At 69.5% G+C, this 15,361-nt stretch carries 16 protein-coding genes and 4 tRNA genes; 11 read left to right on the top strand and 9 right to left on the bottom strand.

Annotated features, from left to right (window positions below):
- The first annotated feature begins 380 nt into the window (after window positions 1-380).
- From J2Y42_RS14895 to J2Y42_RS14880, 4 genes are all read left to right on the top strand, one after another.
- The gene (locus J2Y42_RS14895; RefSeq protein ID WP_309860072.1) at window positions 381-1,655 is read left to right on the top strand and encodes an ammonium transporter; all 1,275 of its coding nucleotides are present in this window, start codon (window positions 381-383) and stop codon (window positions 1,653-1,655) included.
- 102 nt (window positions 1,656-1,757) lie between these two features.
- Window positions 1,758-3,002 (top strand): ammonium transporter, encoded by a 1,245-nt coding sequence (locus J2Y42_RS14890; RefSeq protein WP_309860070.1) that lies wholly within the window; start codon window positions 1,758-1,760, stop codon window positions 3,000-3,002.
- Window positions 2,926-3,399: a type II toxin-antitoxin system PemK/MazF family toxin gene (locus J2Y42_RS14885; RefSeq protein ID WP_396427164.1), complete on the top strand. Its 474-nt coding sequence runs from the start codon at window positions 2,926-2,928 to the stop codon at window positions 3,397-3,399. The genes J2Y42_RS14890 and J2Y42_RS14885 overlap by 77 nt, the downstream gene beginning before the upstream one ends.
- 47 nt (window positions 3,400-3,446) lie before the next feature.
- The gene (locus tag J2Y42_RS14880) at window positions 3,447-3,737 is read left to right on the top strand and encodes a hypothetical protein (protein ID WP_309860065.1); all 291 of its coding nucleotides are present in this window, start codon (window positions 3,447-3,449) and stop codon (window positions 3,735-3,737) included.
- Between the two features lie 69 nt (window positions 3,738-3,806).
- Here J2Y42_RS14880 and J2Y42_RS14875 read toward each other — a convergent pair whose 3' ends face one another.
- From J2Y42_RS14875 to J2Y42_RS14865, 3 genes are read right to left on the bottom strand one after another with little or no spacing between them, the layout of a single operon-like run.
- Window positions 3,807-4,355 (bottom strand): hypothetical protein, encoded by a 549-nt coding sequence (locus tag J2Y42_RS14875; protein ID WP_309860063.1) that lies wholly within the window; start codon window positions 4,353-4,355, stop codon window positions 3,807-3,809.
- Window positions 4,352-6,361 carry a primary-amine oxidase gene (locus tag J2Y42_RS14870; protein WP_309860061.1) on the bottom strand — a complete coding sequence of 670 codons (2,010 nt, stop codon included), beginning with the start codon at window positions 6,359-6,361 and terminating at the stop codon, window positions 4,352-4,354. Before J2Y42_RS14870 ends, J2Y42_RS14875 begins: the two co-directional genes overlap by 4 nt.
- A 10-nt stretch (window positions 6,362-6,371) precedes the next feature.
- Complete coding sequence (locus tag J2Y42_RS14865) at window positions 6,372-7,874, bottom strand: APC family permease (protein ID WP_309860059.1); 1,503 nt, start codon at window positions 7,872-7,874, stop codon at window positions 6,372-6,374.
- Window positions 7,875-8,071: 197 nt separating this feature from the next.
- Between J2Y42_RS14865 and J2Y42_RS14860 the strand changes: the two genes are divergently transcribed.
- The 3 genes from J2Y42_RS14860 to J2Y42_RS14850 are packed head-to-tail and all read left to right on the top strand — an operon-like array spanning window position 8,072 to window position 10,744.
- Window positions 8,072-9,571 (top strand): APC family permease, encoded by a 1,500-nt coding sequence (locus J2Y42_RS14860; RefSeq protein WP_309860058.1) that lies wholly within the window; start codon window positions 8,072-8,074, stop codon window positions 9,569-9,571.
- On the top strand, window positions 9,568-10,242 hold the full coding sequence (locus J2Y42_RS14855; RefSeq protein WP_309860056.1) for a helix-turn-helix domain-containing protein: 675 nt from the start codon (window positions 9,568-9,570) through the stop codon (window positions 10,240-10,242). Before J2Y42_RS14860 ends, J2Y42_RS14855 begins: the two co-directional genes overlap by 4 nt.
- Window positions 10,243-10,291: 49 nt before the next feature.
- A complete protein-coding gene (locus tag J2Y42_RS14850) occupies window positions 10,292-10,744 on the top strand; it encodes a hypothetical protein (protein ID WP_309860053.1) in 453 nt (150 codons plus the stop codon).
- An 18-nt stretch (window positions 10,745-10,762) separates the two neighbouring features.
- On the opposite strand, the gene J2Y42_RS14845 is transcribed toward J2Y42_RS14850, so the two are convergent.
- Both J2Y42_RS14845 and J2Y42_RS14840 read right to left on the bottom strand, forming a co-directional pair.
- Complete coding sequence (locus J2Y42_RS14845; protein WP_309860051.1) at window positions 10,763-11,200, bottom strand: hypothetical protein; 438 nt, start codon at window positions 11,198-11,200, stop codon at window positions 10,763-10,765.
- 96 nt (window positions 11,201-11,296) lie between these two features.
- Window positions 11,297-11,686 carry a hypothetical protein gene (locus J2Y42_RS14840; RefSeq protein ID WP_309860049.1) on the bottom strand — a complete coding sequence of 130 codons (390 nt, stop codon included), beginning with the start codon at window positions 11,684-11,686 and terminating at the stop codon, window positions 11,297-11,299.
- A gap of 94 nt (window positions 11,687-11,780) precedes the next feature.
- On the opposite strand from J2Y42_RS14840, the gene J2Y42_RS14835 reads away from it, so the two are divergent.
- Window positions 11,781-12,158, top strand: a complete 378-nt coding sequence (locus tag J2Y42_RS14835) for a hypothetical protein (protein WP_309860047.1) — start codon at window positions 11,781-11,783, stop codon at window positions 12,156-12,158.
- A gap of 157 nt (window positions 12,159-12,315) precedes the next feature.
- On the opposite strand, the gene J2Y42_RS14830 is transcribed toward J2Y42_RS14835, so the two are convergent.
- Window positions 12,316-12,391 (bottom strand) — tRNA-Val (locus tag J2Y42_RS14830).
- 169 nt (window positions 12,392-12,560) lie between these two features.
- Here J2Y42_RS14830 and J2Y42_RS14825 point away from each other — a divergent pair.
- The 3 genes from J2Y42_RS14825 (at window position 12,561) to J2Y42_RS14815 (ending at window position 12,869) form a co-directional block, all read left to right on the top strand.
- A tRNA-Gly gene (locus tag J2Y42_RS14825) sits at window positions 12,561-12,633 on the top strand.
- A gap of 67 nt (window positions 12,634-12,700) precedes the next feature.
- Window positions 12,701-12,771, top strand: a tRNA-Cys gene (locus tag J2Y42_RS14820).
- Window positions 12,772-12,797: 26 nt separating this feature from the next.
- Window positions 12,798-12,869, top strand: a tRNA-Val gene (locus J2Y42_RS14815).
- A gap of 103 nt (window positions 12,870-12,972) precedes the next feature.
- Here J2Y42_RS14815 and J2Y42_RS14810 read toward each other — a convergent pair.
- The 3 genes from J2Y42_RS14810 to J2Y42_RS14800 form a co-directional block, all read right to left on the bottom strand.
- A complete protein-coding gene (locus tag J2Y42_RS14810; protein WP_309860045.1) occupies window positions 12,973-13,326 on the bottom strand; it encodes a DUF952 domain-containing protein in 354 nt (117 codons plus the stop codon).
- Window positions 13,327-13,403: 77 nt separating this feature from the next.
- Complete coding sequence (locus J2Y42_RS14805; protein ID WP_309860043.1) at window positions 13,404-14,648, bottom strand: FAD-dependent oxidoreductase; 1,245 nt, start codon at window positions 14,646-14,648, stop codon at window positions 13,404-13,406.
- A 62-nt stretch (window positions 14,649-14,710) separates the two neighbouring features.
- On the bottom strand, window positions 14,711-15,304 hold the full coding sequence (locus tag J2Y42_RS14800; RefSeq protein ID WP_309860041.1) for a GNAT family N-acetyltransferase: 594 nt from the start codon (window positions 15,302-15,304) through the stop codon (window positions 14,711-14,713).
- Window positions 15,305-15,361 lie beyond the last annotated feature (57 nt).

Raw genomic sequence — 15,361 nt, 5'->3', positions numbered from 1 at the left:
GAAGAGCGAGCAGTGGACCCGGCGGGATCGACCGTAGGCCTGGCACCGTACGCCACGACCACCTCGGACGACGCATCCCAGGTCACAGCTGGGCACGCGAGCGGTCGGTGCGTGACCTCAACGCGCCTTCCACTCCACAACCGCGGCACCCTCCGACACCCCCGCGCCTCCCGGCCGACTCCCTACGCCGACCGAGCACATCGGCAGCATCCCGAAACACAGTGTTTACACACCGCCGGGATGCGTAACAGTCGCGAAACACGAGCATCCCTCTCACGAAACCTCTCGCATCGAGACTGGCTCCACCCCGAAAGCGCCCCCCACCCGGATCGGGATCGCGTCACCCCGCGGGGCTATGCACAGAGAGGTAGACAATTCGCATGGTGCTCCACACAGCAGCGGACTACGCGGAGGCAGGGACGGTCAACGCCCTCTGGCTCCTTGTCGCCGCAGCCCTCGTCCTGCTGATGACCCCCGGTGTCGCCTTCTTCTACGGCGGCATGGTTCGGGCCAAGAGCGTCATCAGCATGATGATGATGAGCTTCGGCGCGATGGCCCTGGTCGGCGTCCTCTGGGTGCTCTACGGCTACGGTCTCGCCTTCGGCCCCGCCTCGATCCCCGGCGTGCTGGGAACCCCCGACTGGTTCCTGTCGAGCCTGATGGGCAAGGACGGGATCACGCCCGACCTCGGCGGTCTCGCCTTCGCCGGCTTCCAGGCCACCTTCGCCATCATCACCGTCGCGCTGATCTCCGGCGCGATCGCCGACCGCGCCAAGTTCAGCTCCTGGATGGTGTTCGCGGGCATCTGGGTCACGGTCGTCTACTTCCCGGTCGCGTACTGGGTCTTCAACCTGCAGCACGGCTGGATCGCCGCGGGCCTCCACGTGAACGACTTCGCGGGGGGCACCGCCGTCCACATCAACGCCGGTGCTGCAGGTCTCGCCCTGGCCCTGGTGCTCGGCAAGCGCGTCGGCTTCCAGAAGGGCATGAACAAGCCCCACAACGTCCCGCTCACCCTGCTCGGCGCCGCCCTGCTGTGGTTCGGCTGGTTCGGCTTCAACGCCGGGTCTGAGGCCGCGGTCGACGGTGTCGCAGCGCTCGCCTGGGTCAACACCCTCGCCGCTCCGGCCGCCGCGACCATCGGCTGGCTGATCGTCGAGAAGATCAAGGACGGCAAGCCAACGTCCATCGGCGCCGCATCCGGTGCCGTGGCCGGTCTGGTCGCGATCACCCCGGCCTGTAACATCCTCACGCCCGGCTGGGGAATCGTCCTCGGCCTCGTCGCCGGTGCGGTCTGCGCCCTGGCCATCGACCTGAAGTTCCGCCTCGGCTTCGACGACTCGCTCGACGTGGTCGGCATCCACCTCGTCGGCGGCATCATCGGAACCCTGTGGATCGGCGTCTTCGGCTTCACCCACGTGGACGGCGACGCGGAGAAGCCGTTCTCGAGCCTCCTCTACGGCGGCAGCTTCCAGCAGCTCGGTGTGCAGGCCCTCGGCGCCTTCGCAGTGCTGATCTACTCCTTCGTCCTGGCCTACGCGATCGGCTGGGTCATCCAGAAGACCATGGGCTTCCGGATCAAGAACGAGGACGAGCTCGCCGGTGTCGACACCGTCGTGCACGGCGAGGAGGGCTACTCGCTCGAGACGGTCTGATCGAACCGTCACTCGACCGCAACGGACGGGGCGTCGCCGGAAGGCGGCGCCCCGTTCTGTCGTCGCTAGGGTGAGTGCAGGCATTTTCGACCGAGGGAGCCCATGGCACACGCCACGCCGGATCAGGTGGATGCGCTGCTGCTGTTCTTCTGCGGCGCGCTGGTGCTGCTGGCCGCGTTCGGCCTGGCGTTCTTCGCCGGCGGCATGGCCGGCCGCGCCCGGGCTGCCCGGGCGCTGCGGTTCGTACTGGTCGGCGCGGCCGTCGTCGTGCTGCTCGCCGTTCTGAGCGGGTATGGCATGATCGTCGGCGACCCGCTCATCCCGCATCTCGTCGGCCGTCCGGACGTCGGGCTGGCGTCGATGGCCGGCCCGGACGCGGCCGACGCGTCGCCCTACCCACTCGCCCGCGCCGGATACGTGATGGCCGTTCTGGTGCTCTGCACGGCGATCGTCGGGGTCGCGGTCGCCTCGCGGCTGACCCTGCGGGCGTGGATCGTGTTCACGGTGCTCTGGTTCCCGGTGGTGGTCGTGCCGGTGGCGTACGGCGTCTTCGCCCTCAACGACGGCTGGGCGGTCGCCGGGCTCAAGGTCGTGGACTTCGGGGGGTCCCTGGTGGTGCTCGCCGCGGGCGGGAGTGCTGTCGGCATCCTGCTCGCCTGCGGTAGGGGTGAGCACCTGCCGACGCATGCGAGCCGGCCGTCCCTGGTCGCGATCGGCGGCGCCCTGGTCTGGGTCGGCTGGCTGGGTCTGATCGTCGGTTCGGAGGGCGCCCTCGATGCGTACGCGCCACTGATGGCCTTCGGCGGGTTCCTCGCGTCGGCGACCGGAGTCCTGATGTGGATGCTCGTGGATGCGGTGGTGCTGCGCCGTCCGACGCTGACGAGCGCGGCGTGCGGGGCGCTCGCCGGTCTGGTCGCTGCCACCGCCGCCTCGGGTGTGCTCACGCTCGGCTGGGCGATGCTCGTCGGCGCGCTGTCCGCCCTGGCGTGTGCCACGATGGTCGACCTGGCCGCCCGCGCCCGTTTCGGGCCGGCCCTGACGCTGTCCGTCGTGACGATCGTCGGAAGCCTGGTGGGACTCCTGTTCCCCGGCCTGTTCGCGATCGGCGGCGGCATGGTCGACAGCGGCAACTTCGACCTGTTCATTGCCCAGGGGATCGCGGGGATGTCCGTGCTGCTCTACGCGACGACCGTCTCTCTGCTGCTCGCCCTCGCCTTGCGGTTCACGGTCGGGCTCACGCGGGTCCGCTATGGTGCCGTTCGTGGCATCCGTGAGAAGCGTCCTGTCGGCCCTGGGCGCACTGTTCCGTCCGTCGCGAGCGGATCGGACTCCGAGCCGGCCGGCTGAGACCGTCCAGGTCGATCCGTCTCGGCTTGGCCGCATCCGCACGTCGTACAACCCCAGCCTCGACGGCGACGCCGACCCCGGCGAGATCGTGTGGACGTGGGTGCCGTACGAGGAGGCGGACGGCCGCGGCAAGGACCGCCCGGTGCTCGTGGTCGCCAGCGAGCCGTCCGGTTCGGTGCTCGCGGTCGCGCTGACCAGTCAGGAGCATCCCGGACGCCCGGAGTACCTGCCGATCGGCTCGGGGGAGTGGGACGGACGCCACCGCCCCAGCTTCGTCCGGCTCGACCGGGTGTTCCGGGTGCAGCAGGGTGGCATGCGCCGCGAGGGCGCTGCACTCGATGCGCGCCGGTTCGACACCGTGCGCCGGGCGCTTGCCTCGCGTTACGGCTGGCGGTGAGCCGGTGGGCTGACGGGCAGCCGATAGGACGCTCCCCACTGACGGCCATGACCATCCAGACCTTGAGTGCGAAGAGCACCCGCCGCGTCGCGCGGGAGACCGGCATCCCGACCATCACCCGGGCGTGGGTCGACAACGAGACGGACCACCATCTCGTCCTGTTCGCCACCTGGGATCACCTGCACGGCTGGTACGACCGTCGCACCGGCGAGGCGGAGGAGCAGACCGCGGACGACGACGTGAAGCACCTGCCGTCGTGCTTCCGCCAGGACGGCACACTGCTCATCGAGCTCGAACCGTTCGTCGACGACGGCCGCTGGCCGACGCTGCGGACCTGAGCGCGCCGACATTCGTGCCGAATGTGCGTTTTGGGGGCGTCTTTCCGCACATTCGGCACGAATGTGGCGCTACACGAGCAGCGGCAGCGACATCAGCGCGACGGAGGCCGCCCCGAGTGCCGCCTCGGCGCGCGGGAGGAGCGGAAGCCGCCGGCGGAACACCAGGAGCCCGGACGCCACCGCGAAGGCGAGCGCGGCGACTCCCAGCGCCGCGATGACGTTCACCCCGTGGGCGGAGTGTCCGCCGCCCGCCGCAGCGTGGTGCGCACCCGCCGCGACGATCAACCCGCCCATCAGGATCGCCTGCAGCGCGCGGTGCAGCGCCATCGCCCGAGCGGGATGAGCCGGATGCGCCGCCTGCGCGTCACCCGCCCCGCGCCGCCCCGCCGGCCACAATCGCAGCGCCACAGCCGTCGCGACCCCCGTCGCCACCAGCAACGCGGCCCACACCACGGGAGCTACGAGGGGATGCGGCAGCAGCATCGTGTCCGCCATCGCCGCGAGCATGGCGAGCATCCCGAACCACGCAAGCGGGGAGCGGCGGTCGGCACTCCCCGCCACGCAGCATGCCCCCAGCGTCGCCGGGAGCATGCTGCCGAGGTGCAGGGCCTCGATCATCCGTGGTGCGGGTGGTCGCCGTGGCCGCCGTGGGCCTCCCCGTGCCCGTGGTGCCCCGGCGCGCAATGCGAGGGTGCCTCCGCCGGCACGTTGAGGGCGGGGTTCCGGCCGAAGAAGCCGTACGGCTTGAGCGTGAACTTGGCGTAGTCGACCGGCATGACCGGCCAGTCCTCCGGGCGCGGGAAGTGGGTCGGCCCGAAGGTGTGCCAGAGGACGATGTCCTCCCCGTCGAGCGGCCGGTCCGCCGCCATGTAGGCGGGCAGTCCGTCGCCTCCCGGGTTCTGGTTGACGAACTCACCGGCGGGGTAGCGCTCGTCGCTGGCGTACTGCGTCACCCACAGCTGTTTCGTCGTGAACGCGGCCCGGGCGGTGACGGTGGCGGAGGGGTCGGCCATCAGCGTCGGGTTCTGCTCCGCGTGGAGCACGTATCCGGTGGGCCGGCCGAGCCGGTTGGTCTTCTCCGTGTTGACGATGTGCCAGGTGCGGCCGACGGACGCGTCCGCCTCCCGTGCGCCGTCCGCCTCGCTCAGGATGCGCGTGGCGCGCTTCGTGAAGGCGTTGCCGTACGGGTTGCTCTCGCTGACCGGCAGGCGCACCGCATCCACCTCTTCCACGGCGTTCGCCAGCCCGTCCACCATCATGTCGAGCCGTGCCGAGAACAGGTGCTGGTGGTAGGGCGCACCGAGCCCGGGCGCCACCTCGCTCGCGGTGGCCGAGCCCTCGACGTAGGACGACGTGAAGAGGATGCCGGTGAGCTTGGCCTCGCATTCGATCGTGCCGTCGAGGTACAGGTACCAGTAGAAGCCGTAGTCGTAGTTGCCGACCGTGGTGAAGAACGAGATCACGAGCCGCCGCGACCGTCGCACCTCATTCGCCGAGGTGAACAGGTCCGTGTGCTTCCAGAGCGTCCCGTAATCCTCTTCGTGCATGCAGATCGCGTTCTCGATCGTCTTCGGCCGGCCGAACTCGTCGGACAGCACCGCGTCGAAGTAGCGGATCTCGCCGAGGCAGTCGCAGCCGAGTGTCAGCGAGTTCGCGAACCGGCCGAACAGGTATTCGCCGGTGTCGAAGTAGTTCTGCCAGTACCGCGTCGGGGAGGGGTCCGCATAGGGCACGACCATTTCGGCGATGGATGCGCGGTAGACCACCGGACGCACCTCGCCGCCCTGGTCGGGGTCGGCGAAGCCGAGGTTCCGCAGGATGAGTCCCTCCCGGGCGTCGAACCCGAGGGAGAACGACCAGTTCGCCCAGGTGACCGTGTCTCCGTCCACCGCGAAGCTCGGTCCCTCCGGCTGGGTGATCGAGATCGGCTTGAGCGTGTCGAGCGGGGCGGGGCGCTCCGACTCCAGGTGGAAGTTGCCCGGCTCCTCGGGGACGGGGAGTTCGAACGCGTCGACCACCTGGGTGACCTCTCGGGCGATGACGTCGACGTAAGCGCACAGCCCGTCCACCGGGTGCGCCCACGGGTGGTCCTCGGCGTGGTCCATCCGGAAGGCGAAGACGCGGATGATCCGTCGGCCCTCCTCGCCGGGGATGTCGTACGAGCCGGGGGAGAGGGGAGCGTAGACGACCTGCTCGCTCACCAGCCCGCGCTTCTCGAGGGCCGCCAGCCAGCCGGCGTCCGCGGCGAGGATGCCGCCGATCGCCTCGAACTCCTCCTCGAGGATGGGCACCTGGCCGCGCGAGCCGTCGATCGGCACGAGCGCGATGACCTCGTCGCGGGTGAGGGAGACGGCGGCGTCGACGCTCTCGCCGGTGGCGACGTCGAGCAGCAGGATGCGCGCCTCGCGGTCCGGCGTCGGTGCGTCGCCCGCCACCGCGGCCAGCACATCCGCCTTGTCGGGCTCCAGCAGCCCGACGTAGACGAAGCGGGTCGTTTCCGTCACGGCACCGGCCGAACGGAGGATGCGCGCCACGGCCTCGATCTCGGCCGCCGTCAGGCTGGAGAGCGGACCGGGAGTAGTCGTGTCGTCGTCGGGGAGGGTCAGGGGCAGTTCGGTCGTCATGTCAGGTCTCCTAGGCGCTGATGGTGTCGATGATGTTCTCGTAGGCGGCGCGCTTGCTGCGGCGCAGGATGAGTGCCTGCACCACGCCGATCACGGGGACGGCGAGCATGGCGGCGAAGAAGGCGATGGACAGCGGGCCGACCACCGGGGTGCCCTTCGCATCCACATCGCCGATGAGCAGGGGGAAGTTGTCGACGATGATGAGCGTCACACCGATCAGACCGAGCAGGCCGATGACGGGGGCGATCACCGTGCGCCAGAGTCCGGCTCCGGTCTTCTTCCGGGCGAAGTAGACGATGACGGCCAGGCAGGTCAGCGCCATGAGCACGACGATCGCCAGGGTCGCGATGCCACTGAACCAGGTGAACACCTGCAGCACGGGGTCGAGGCGGAACAGCGCGAACGCCACGATCAGGACCGCCGCGGTCGCGGTCTGCACCAGCGACGACACGTACGGAGACGAGTGCTTGCCGTGGACGCGCCCGATCGCCGCCGGGAACACCGACGCGTTCGACATCGAGTGCTGGTAGCGCGTGACCACGTTGTGGAACGAGAGCACGCAGGCGAACAGGCTCGTGATCAGGAGGACGTTGACGATGACGCCGCCGACGGATCCGAGGTAGTGGACGGCCGTGTTCACGATGAAGCCGCCCGTGTCGGCCGCGACCACATCCACGATCTTCGCGGGGCCCCATCCCATCACCAGCGCCCAGGAGGCGAACGTGTAGAAGACGCCGATGGCGATGACCGCGATGTAGGTCGCCCGCGGGATGGTCTTCTCCGGCTCCTTGGCCTCGTCGCGGAAGATCGCGGTCGACTCGAACCCGATGAAGCCGGCGAGCGCGAACATGAGCCCGATGCCGGGGGAGCCCGACAGCACGGTGCTCGGCTCGAACGGCACGAGCGACAGGCCCGCCGCGCCGCCCGTCCCGATGATCACGAAACTCAGGACGATGACGATCCCGACCTCCGCGATGAGCAGGATGCCGAGCACGCGGGAACTCAGCTCGATGTGCCGGTAGCCGAGGACTCCGACCAGCGCGATCATCGCGAGGGAGTAGACGTACCAGGGGATGTCCGGGCCGTGCAGCGCAACGACCGACGATTCCAGCGTCGCGCCCAGGTAGCCGTACACCGCCACCTGGACGGTCGTGTAGGTGAGCAGCGCAAGATAGGCGGCGGCGAGGCCGAGCGGGCGCCCCATCCCGTAGCCGACATAGGTGAAGAACGCGCCCGGTCGGGGGATGAACCGGCTCATCGCACTCAACCCGACGGCGAAGAACAGCAGGATGACGGCGCCGATCGCGAACATGCTCGGCACGCCGGCGCCGTTGCCCAGCAGCACGGCGACGGGGAAGCCGCCGCCGATCACGGTGAGCGGCGCCGCAGCGGCGACCACCATGAACACGATCGAGCCGACGCCGAGCCGGCCGGAGAGCTGGCGCGCGGCGCCGGGACCACGGATGGCGATCGGATCGCCGAGCAGAGCCTGAGGCTCCTGTGCAGCCGTCATGGGTTCCTCCAGGGGGGATGAGAGGGCGGGTGCCGCCAGTCTCGCGAGACGGTGTTGCGCGGTCGTTCCGCCGCTGTGAAGAGTCCGCGCTCGCCGAATGGGACGGACCGAGTCGCATTCGGGGGTCACCTGCCCGTGACGCCGACGAAACGCGGACGCAACACGCCCGCCGTAGCCTCGCGGGCGAGGAGCACACCGTGACAGCACAGCCCCCCGTGACGGCCCTGAGCCGAGCGATCGCCGACCCGACACCGGTCGACGGCCTGGCTGCGCGCTCGCCGATGGCCGGTCTCGACCGCCGCAGTCTCGGTTTCGTGGATGTGCTGGCCCAGTCGGTCGGCGCCGTCGCGCCCTCCGCTGCCGCGGCCACCTGCCCTGTGCTCGTCGCCGCGCGTGCCGGATCGGGCACGCTGCTCGCGTTCCTCCTTGCGGGCGTGCTGATGGCGCTTGTCGCGTACGCCGTCAACCAGTTCACCCGGCGGATGGCCGCCACCGGCTCCCTCTATACGTTCGCCGCACGCGGCCTGGGGGTTCGGGCCGGGTTCGCGACCAGCGCCGCAATGATCGTCGGCTACGGATTCGTCGCGATGTTCGCCCTGCTGGGCGCTGCCTACTACGGGCTGACGCTGCTCGCTCATGCCGTCCCGGGTGTGACCGGCTCGCGCGGGCTGGTGCTCCTGCTGCTGGCCGGGTTCGGTGCCGTCTGCCTGCTGGTGCTGTGGCGTGGCATCCGGCTGTCGACCCGGGTCACGCTCGTCATCGAGCTGCTGTCGATCGCGGGCATCCTGGTGCTGATCGTCGTGCTGCTCGTCCGCGTGCCCGGCTCGTCGTTCGCGGCCGTCGCGCTGCCCCGCTCGGTCGGCATCCCGGAACTCGCTGCCGGAACGACCGTCGCCGTCACCGCCTTCGTCGGCTTCGAGAGCGCTGCGACCCTCGGCGTGGAGTCGCGGCGACCGTTCGCGACCATCCCGCGCACCATCCGCTGGACCGTGATCGCGGCGGGACTGCTGTACCTGCTCTCCGCCTACACGCAGCTGGCGGGTTTCGAGGCGCTCGGCGGCGACCTGGTGGCCAGCGACAGCCCGGTGAACGACCTGGCGGCCCGTGCGGGGGTCGAGTGGATCGGCCTGCTGTTGGATGCTGCGCTCGCCTGCTCCTTCCTGGCCTGCGCCCTGGCCTCGACGACGGCGCTCGCCCGCGTCCTGTTCTCCCTCGGCCGCGAGGGGATCGCGCCGCGCGCCCTCGGGCGCACGCATCGCCGCTTCCGGACCCCGTACGTCGCACTGGCGGTGGGAGTCGCGGTCGAGGTCGCCATGCCCGCTGTCCTCGTGCTGGCCGGAATGGGGGCGTGGCAGGCCATGGGCGTCGTGGTCGTGTGCGCCGCGGCCGGGTACATGACCGCGTACGCGCTCGTCTGCGTCGCGACGCCGTTCTTCCTGCGCCGGATCGGCGAGTTGACCGCCGGTCCTGCCGTCGCCGCTGCGGTCGCGGCCGCGGGTCTCGTGGCAGCCCTCGCGCTCGACCTCTGGCTCGAGGCTTCCGGCGACCGCGCCCTCGCCGTCCTGCTGCTGGCCGGGGTGGCGGTCGTCGCGTTCGCGCTGTGGGCGCTGTGCCGGCGCCGGAGGCCGGACGCGCTTCGGCGCATCGGCCTGTACGACGAGCCGACGATGGGGGACGTGCTCGGCGGGGCGCCATGAACGCCATCCCAGAGCTGAGCGGACGACAGCCGGGCGCGGTGCACAGCGCGTTCGCGGTGCTGGAGGAGGTCGCGCGTGCGGGGCCCGGGATCACCGCGCAGCAGTTGTCCGCGCGCTTGGGCCTGCCGCGGGCGACGGCGTACCGCATCCTGAATCTGCTGGTGCAGGACGAGTACCTCGTGCGCATGCCCGACCTCCGCGGCTTCGCCCTGGGCCGCAAGGTCGCCGAGCTGGCCGATGTCGCTCACGCGCAGGATGCGGCAGCGACCGCGCGCGAGGCGGTCGCCGACCTGCGCGGGCGCATCCGCGGTGGCGTGCACCTGGCCGTCTACCGAGCCGACCGGGTGGTGCCCGTGGATGTGGACCCGGACTTCCCGCTCTCGGACCCCAAGCGCATCCAGTCGGACCTCAGCGTCTCCGCCCTCGGCCGGCTCCTCTTGGCGGAGCAGGCCGCGCGGGCCGTGCCGTCACCCACCCGGTTCACGACGCAGGAGGGCGAGCTGGTCCCGGGTTTCGGCTGCCTCGCCGTCCCGGTGCGCGGCGACGACCAGCGCCTGGTCGCCGGCCTCGCGCTGGCGCTCCCTGCCGCGCGCCTGGCGGACCGCGACGGGCTGGTGTCGCTGGTCGCCGACACCGCGGTACGGCTGGGGCCGCTGCTCAGCCGGGTGTGAGCCGGGGTCGCTGGTAGCCTTCGGGAGCAGATTCTTACGGGAAGGCAGCATGACATCGCGCGATACCGATCACCAGAGCGCCGACGTGACCTGGTCCCAGCCGGTCCTTCAGATCGCCTTCGTGCTGTTCGTGATGACCGTGTTGGTGATCGCCGGGATCTTCCTCGCGGTTCGCACCATCAGCGGGCAGCCCGGGCCACCGGTGTGGTTTGCCGCTTTGTGGTTCCTTGCGCTCGGCTGGAGCATGTACTGGTGGCTTTTCCGAGTCGCGTTCCGGGTCGAACTCGTCGGCCGCACCCTGAACTGGCGAGCGCCGCTTCGGCGCGGCAGCATCCCCGTGGATGCGATCGAGCGCGTTGGGCGATACGTCGGTGCGTCGTCCATGTGGGTGCTGCGGGGGACTGGGCACGCATCTGTCGTGGTTCCCACCCAGCGCCGAGACTTCACGCCGATGCTCGAGGCGCTCAACCGACTCAACCCGACGGTTCCCGACCACCTGTAGTGCGTCGGCGCGCGCTGCTCAGCTCACGCCGCCGATGATCGCGAAGATGGAGAGGATGAGGATGACCATGTCTAGCCAGACGAAGGCGATGGACAGCGCCGCGATCAGGAGCACGACGAAAGCAAGCTCCACGATCCGCCACGCCAGGCTGGTCGAATCCTTCGCGAGTTCGAGGGAGAAACGGCGGAGCATCAGCCCGGAGCAGGCGAGAGGAGCCGCCATCGCGGTGAGCAGATACCCGGGCGGGGCGACGAACGCGGCGATCTCGCGGTTCGGCACGAGCGCCAGACCGACGGGACCCAGGAGTGCGAACGCGGCCGCGAGGAAGAGTTGCCCGTGCCCGGCCCACCATACGGTCCGCGCGAATGGCGGCATGCTCGCCGGTGGCCGGCGTCGATACCAGCGGACCTTCGCGGTCGGCTGTGCCGCGAGCTCGGAATCCGCTTCAGTGGTCATCGCAGCAGCCACGCGGTGAGCGATCGCGGCGACCTCGGGCAGACTCTCATCGAGACCCATCCTGCTGGAGAAATGCACACGCGTCCAGCGCCCGCTTCACCAGCTGATGTCGTCCAGCTCCGTCCGGAAGTCGACGAATTCGGTGGACTCGCCGTGGGCGATCTCGACCGTCGTCCAGGCATGGGCCGGTAGGTGCCGCTGGATCGCCCGGCCGAGCGGCAGGAATTGGGCTTTCGTGGCGCTGTCGGGCACGACGGCACGCACAGTGAGGTCGCAGCTGTCCGTGTCGACGACCGCCTTCGCTGAGACGACGGTCGCGGAGGTCACGAGCGGCTGGTCGGCGAGCCAGCGGGTGAAGGGCTCGGCGATGGCTTCGCAGTCACGAGGAACGGCGGTGTAATCGCCGAGCTGGCATCCGGACAGGGCGCACGCGAGCGACGCCGCAAGCACAGTGGCACCGGCGACCCGGCCACGAAATCCATTCATCGATGTCCCCCATCGAACAAAGTACCGGGGGATCGGGTGGAGACACGAATGGCCCGGCGCGGGGACGAGCGATAGCGTCTGGAGGATGAGTAACGTGCCCTCACGTCGATCGAACGCGGAACTCAATCGTGCCCGCGCGGCCGCATTCATCTTCGGAGCCGCAGCCGTCGTCCTCGTCGTCCCGGCCGCGTCCGCGTACGGGGAGTGGCAGCATGCGCTCCGCTACGGCTGGCCCGGCCCCTACCGGAGCAGCATCGCCGAGGCCAACGGTGGCGAGACGATCTTCAAGGCGCAGGTTTGGGGACTCATGTCGCTCGTCGTGCTTGCCGGAGCAGCTGTTGCTTCCGGGTTCGCGGCCCGCACGGCCGGGCAGCGGGTGTGGCTGGTGGTTCTCACCGGAGTGATTGTCACGGTGGCAGCGCTCGCGGTCGTCGCGGTGCTGCTCACACCGCCGCTCGCATCATCCGGGTGATTCAGTACCTGCGGGGCGGGCGCGGAAACCGTCGACGTTCATCCCGAACGCGTGCGGCCGACGTCGCTATACGCACGCGGTGTCGCGAATGCGGGCACTCGACGGGGCCAGCCCAGGACAAGAAATGAAAAACCCCCGGCGGACCGGGGGTTTTCTCTGGTGGGCGATACCAGACTCGAACTGATGACCTCTTCCGTGTGAAGGAAGCGCGCTACCAACTGCGCCAATCGCCCGTGTGCTGCGAGATTCGATACTAGCCGACTCCGGCGCCCCGATGCACATCGACACGAAGCACCCGAACGCGGCCGTAGGCGACACACCCGGCGGGCGTAATCGGTTTTGTCTTGCGCCTCCGGATCGGCTAGAGTCTTTCAAGTGCCGCAGGGAACTGCGGGGCGAAATGCGGATGTAGCGCAGTTGGTAGCGCATCACCTTGCCAAGGTGAGGGTCGCGAGTTCGAGTCTCGTCATCCGCTCGAGTCGGCCCGGTCTTCGGATCGGGCCTCTCAGGTACGGTACGGGTTTTTCCGTGTTGTGGCGTTCGGTGGATTGGCCGAGAGGCGAGGCAGCGGCCTGCAAAGCCGTATACACGGGTTCGAATCCCGTATCCACCTCGATCCTGAGCTTCGCGTTCAGGCTCGGGCGATTGGCGCAGCGGTAGCGCGCTTCCCTGACACGGAAGAGGTCACTGGTTCGATCCCAGTATCGCCCACAGAGAGAAACCCCCGGATTTCCGGGGGTTTCGTCGTTTCTGGTCCGCTATGCCGACAGAGACGGCTGCGGAGTTCAGGCGCAAACAGGATCGCGGGCGGAGTTCAATTCGTCCAGTGAAATGTGCCATCTGCGTCGAACCCAGCCGCGCGAACGTCTGTCACCCAGGCCGGTCGGATCGATCCGTAGATGTGAGGGAACAGTTCGCCCTCCCCACCGTCTTCCTCGATCACTTCGACGTTGTCGGCGCGGACGAGCTCCTCGTCGATAACCAAGACGCACAACTCCGAGGGGTCGTCGGCGTGAAGAGCCTCTGCCACTCGCGCCAACTGATGCGCATAAGAGGCGTGGATGAAACCGACTTCGTCAATCGACGCTCCGCGTGTCGACGTGCGATATTCGCCTGACTGTAGAGCCGAATCCCAGTCGGATCGATGTGCCAGGTGCAGGAAGGTCACACCATCAGCTTGGCACTGGAAAGGTCTAGGTAGGGCGCAGCCCGAGAACCGCGCAGGCACCACGGCTGCCTAGCCCGCTATCGCCCGGCAACCACCGATCTCGCCGCCCGCAGTCCCGAGTGCAGGGCGCCCTGGATCGACGGGGACTCGCGGTGATCGCCCGCGAGATGCAGGCCGGGGCCGATGCGAGTGGGCGACGAGCGCCGCAACGGCGGCGGCAGAGAGGGGAGCGCGTGCGGGACGTCGTCACGACGCAGGAGCCGCCACGATGACGAGGCCGGGCCGTACAGCCGTGCGAGCTGGGCACGCACGTCGGCCTCGCTCGCTGCGCTGCCAGGAGTCAACAGGCAGGTCGCCTGCACGAGGTGGTGGCCGGGCGGCGCCGCCTCCGGGATCGTGGCGGAGATCGCCAGTGCGTTGACGATCGGGCCTTCGCGACTCCCATCAATCGTCAGCAACCCGGAGACCGGAGCTTCCTCCGCCGCGAACCACCAGGTCTGCAATCCCCGAGTGGATGGCGCAGGCACGTCCACGAGTCCTTCGACTGCGTCCGCCGCCACAGCCACGACGACGTCGCGTGCCCGCAGTGTGTGCTCGCCGAGCGCATCCACCTCCCATCGATCGTCGCTCCGCCGCAGCCGGCTCACGGCGCGGCCGAGCCGGATGTCCGCTCCCGCCGCACGAGCGCGCGACGCGACTGCGTTCGGGAGCGCGGCGATGCCGTCGCGGGGCAGGCCCGCGGCGGCCGGGAGGAACGATCGGGCGAGCAGGCGCACGTACGTGTCTGACGTCGACTCCCACGAGTCGGCGAGAACTCCCGCGAAGAAGGGCGACAGCACCTCGGTGCGGAGCGCGCCGGTCAGGCCGGCCTCGTCCCAGCCCCGCCCGACGGTGCGATCCGGCCGCGCGACCGTAGCGCGCGGACGGAAGACCATGGGACCGAGCCACCGGGCGAGCCCGACGAGGTCGCGTGGTGTGACGAGACCGCTGGCGAGTGTCGCCGGAATCAGGCCCGGATGCCGAAGTGGATGCGCGAGGGTGGCCATCGAGCCGTCCGTGCGACGGACGCTGACCGCCGTCGGGAACGCCGCGACGGAGAGGCTGTCGACGTCCACCGCCGCACGGACCGCCGGGTACGCGGTGTTCAGCACATGGAAGCCGCGGTCGAGCGTGAAGCCGTCGACGCGGTCGGTCCGTTGGCGGCCGCCGACACGGTCCGAGGACTCCAGCACGACCACCTCGCGGCCCTGGGCGGCCAGCTCGGCGGCACATCGCAGCCCCGCGAGCCCGGCACCGATCACGATCACGTCATGCGTCCGCATGTGCCGAGTGTACGAGCGCATGATCGACGGTGAGCGCAGAGACCTCGTCGCAGGTGCCGGTGTCAGCCCGCCGACGGCGGGACCGTGATGCGCATCACCGTCTTGCTCTTTCCGATGTGCCGCTCGAAGGTGAACCCCGCCTTCTCGAACATCGCCCTCGTGCCGTTGTGGAGGAACGACGACGACGTTCGCTTCCCGGGTGCGAGCTCGTTGGGGAACGACACCACCTCGCCGCCACCGGCCTGTCCGATCAGTTCGAGCGCCCCATCCAGTGCCTCTCGCGCCACCCCGATACGACGGTGGTCGCGGTCGACGAAGAAGCACGTGATGCGCCACGGCGCGGGCCGGGTCTCGCCTGCGTCGTACTGCTTGCGGTGATAGATGTTCGGCAGTTCGGCGGGACTTCCGTATTCGCACCAGGCGATCGCATCGTCACCATCGAAGACGAGTGCTGCGTGGGCCACGCCCTCCGCCACGAGCCGCCGCTTGAAGGTCGGACCGTCGTACTCGCGCTTGACGGTGTTCTCCGTGTCGCCGTGGAAGTACGAGCAGTAACACCCGCCCCACACGCCGTTGTGCTTCTGCGCGAGCGCCAGCCACGCCGGATACGTCTCCAGAGTCAGCGGCTTGATCGCATGTCGAGCGGTCGCGGTCATCCGGAACCTCCCTCGTCCACCTCCGTCAAGTGTGACGGGACCGATTCCTGCGCACCA

It is taken from the genome of Leifsonia sp. 1010 (assembly GCF_031455295.1).
GTDB lineage: Bacteria > Actinomycetota > Actinomycetes > Actinomycetales > Microbacteriaceae > Leifsonia.
Note: the sequence above shows the minus strand (reverse complement) of the source record. Positions and strands in the feature narration are given on the sequence as shown.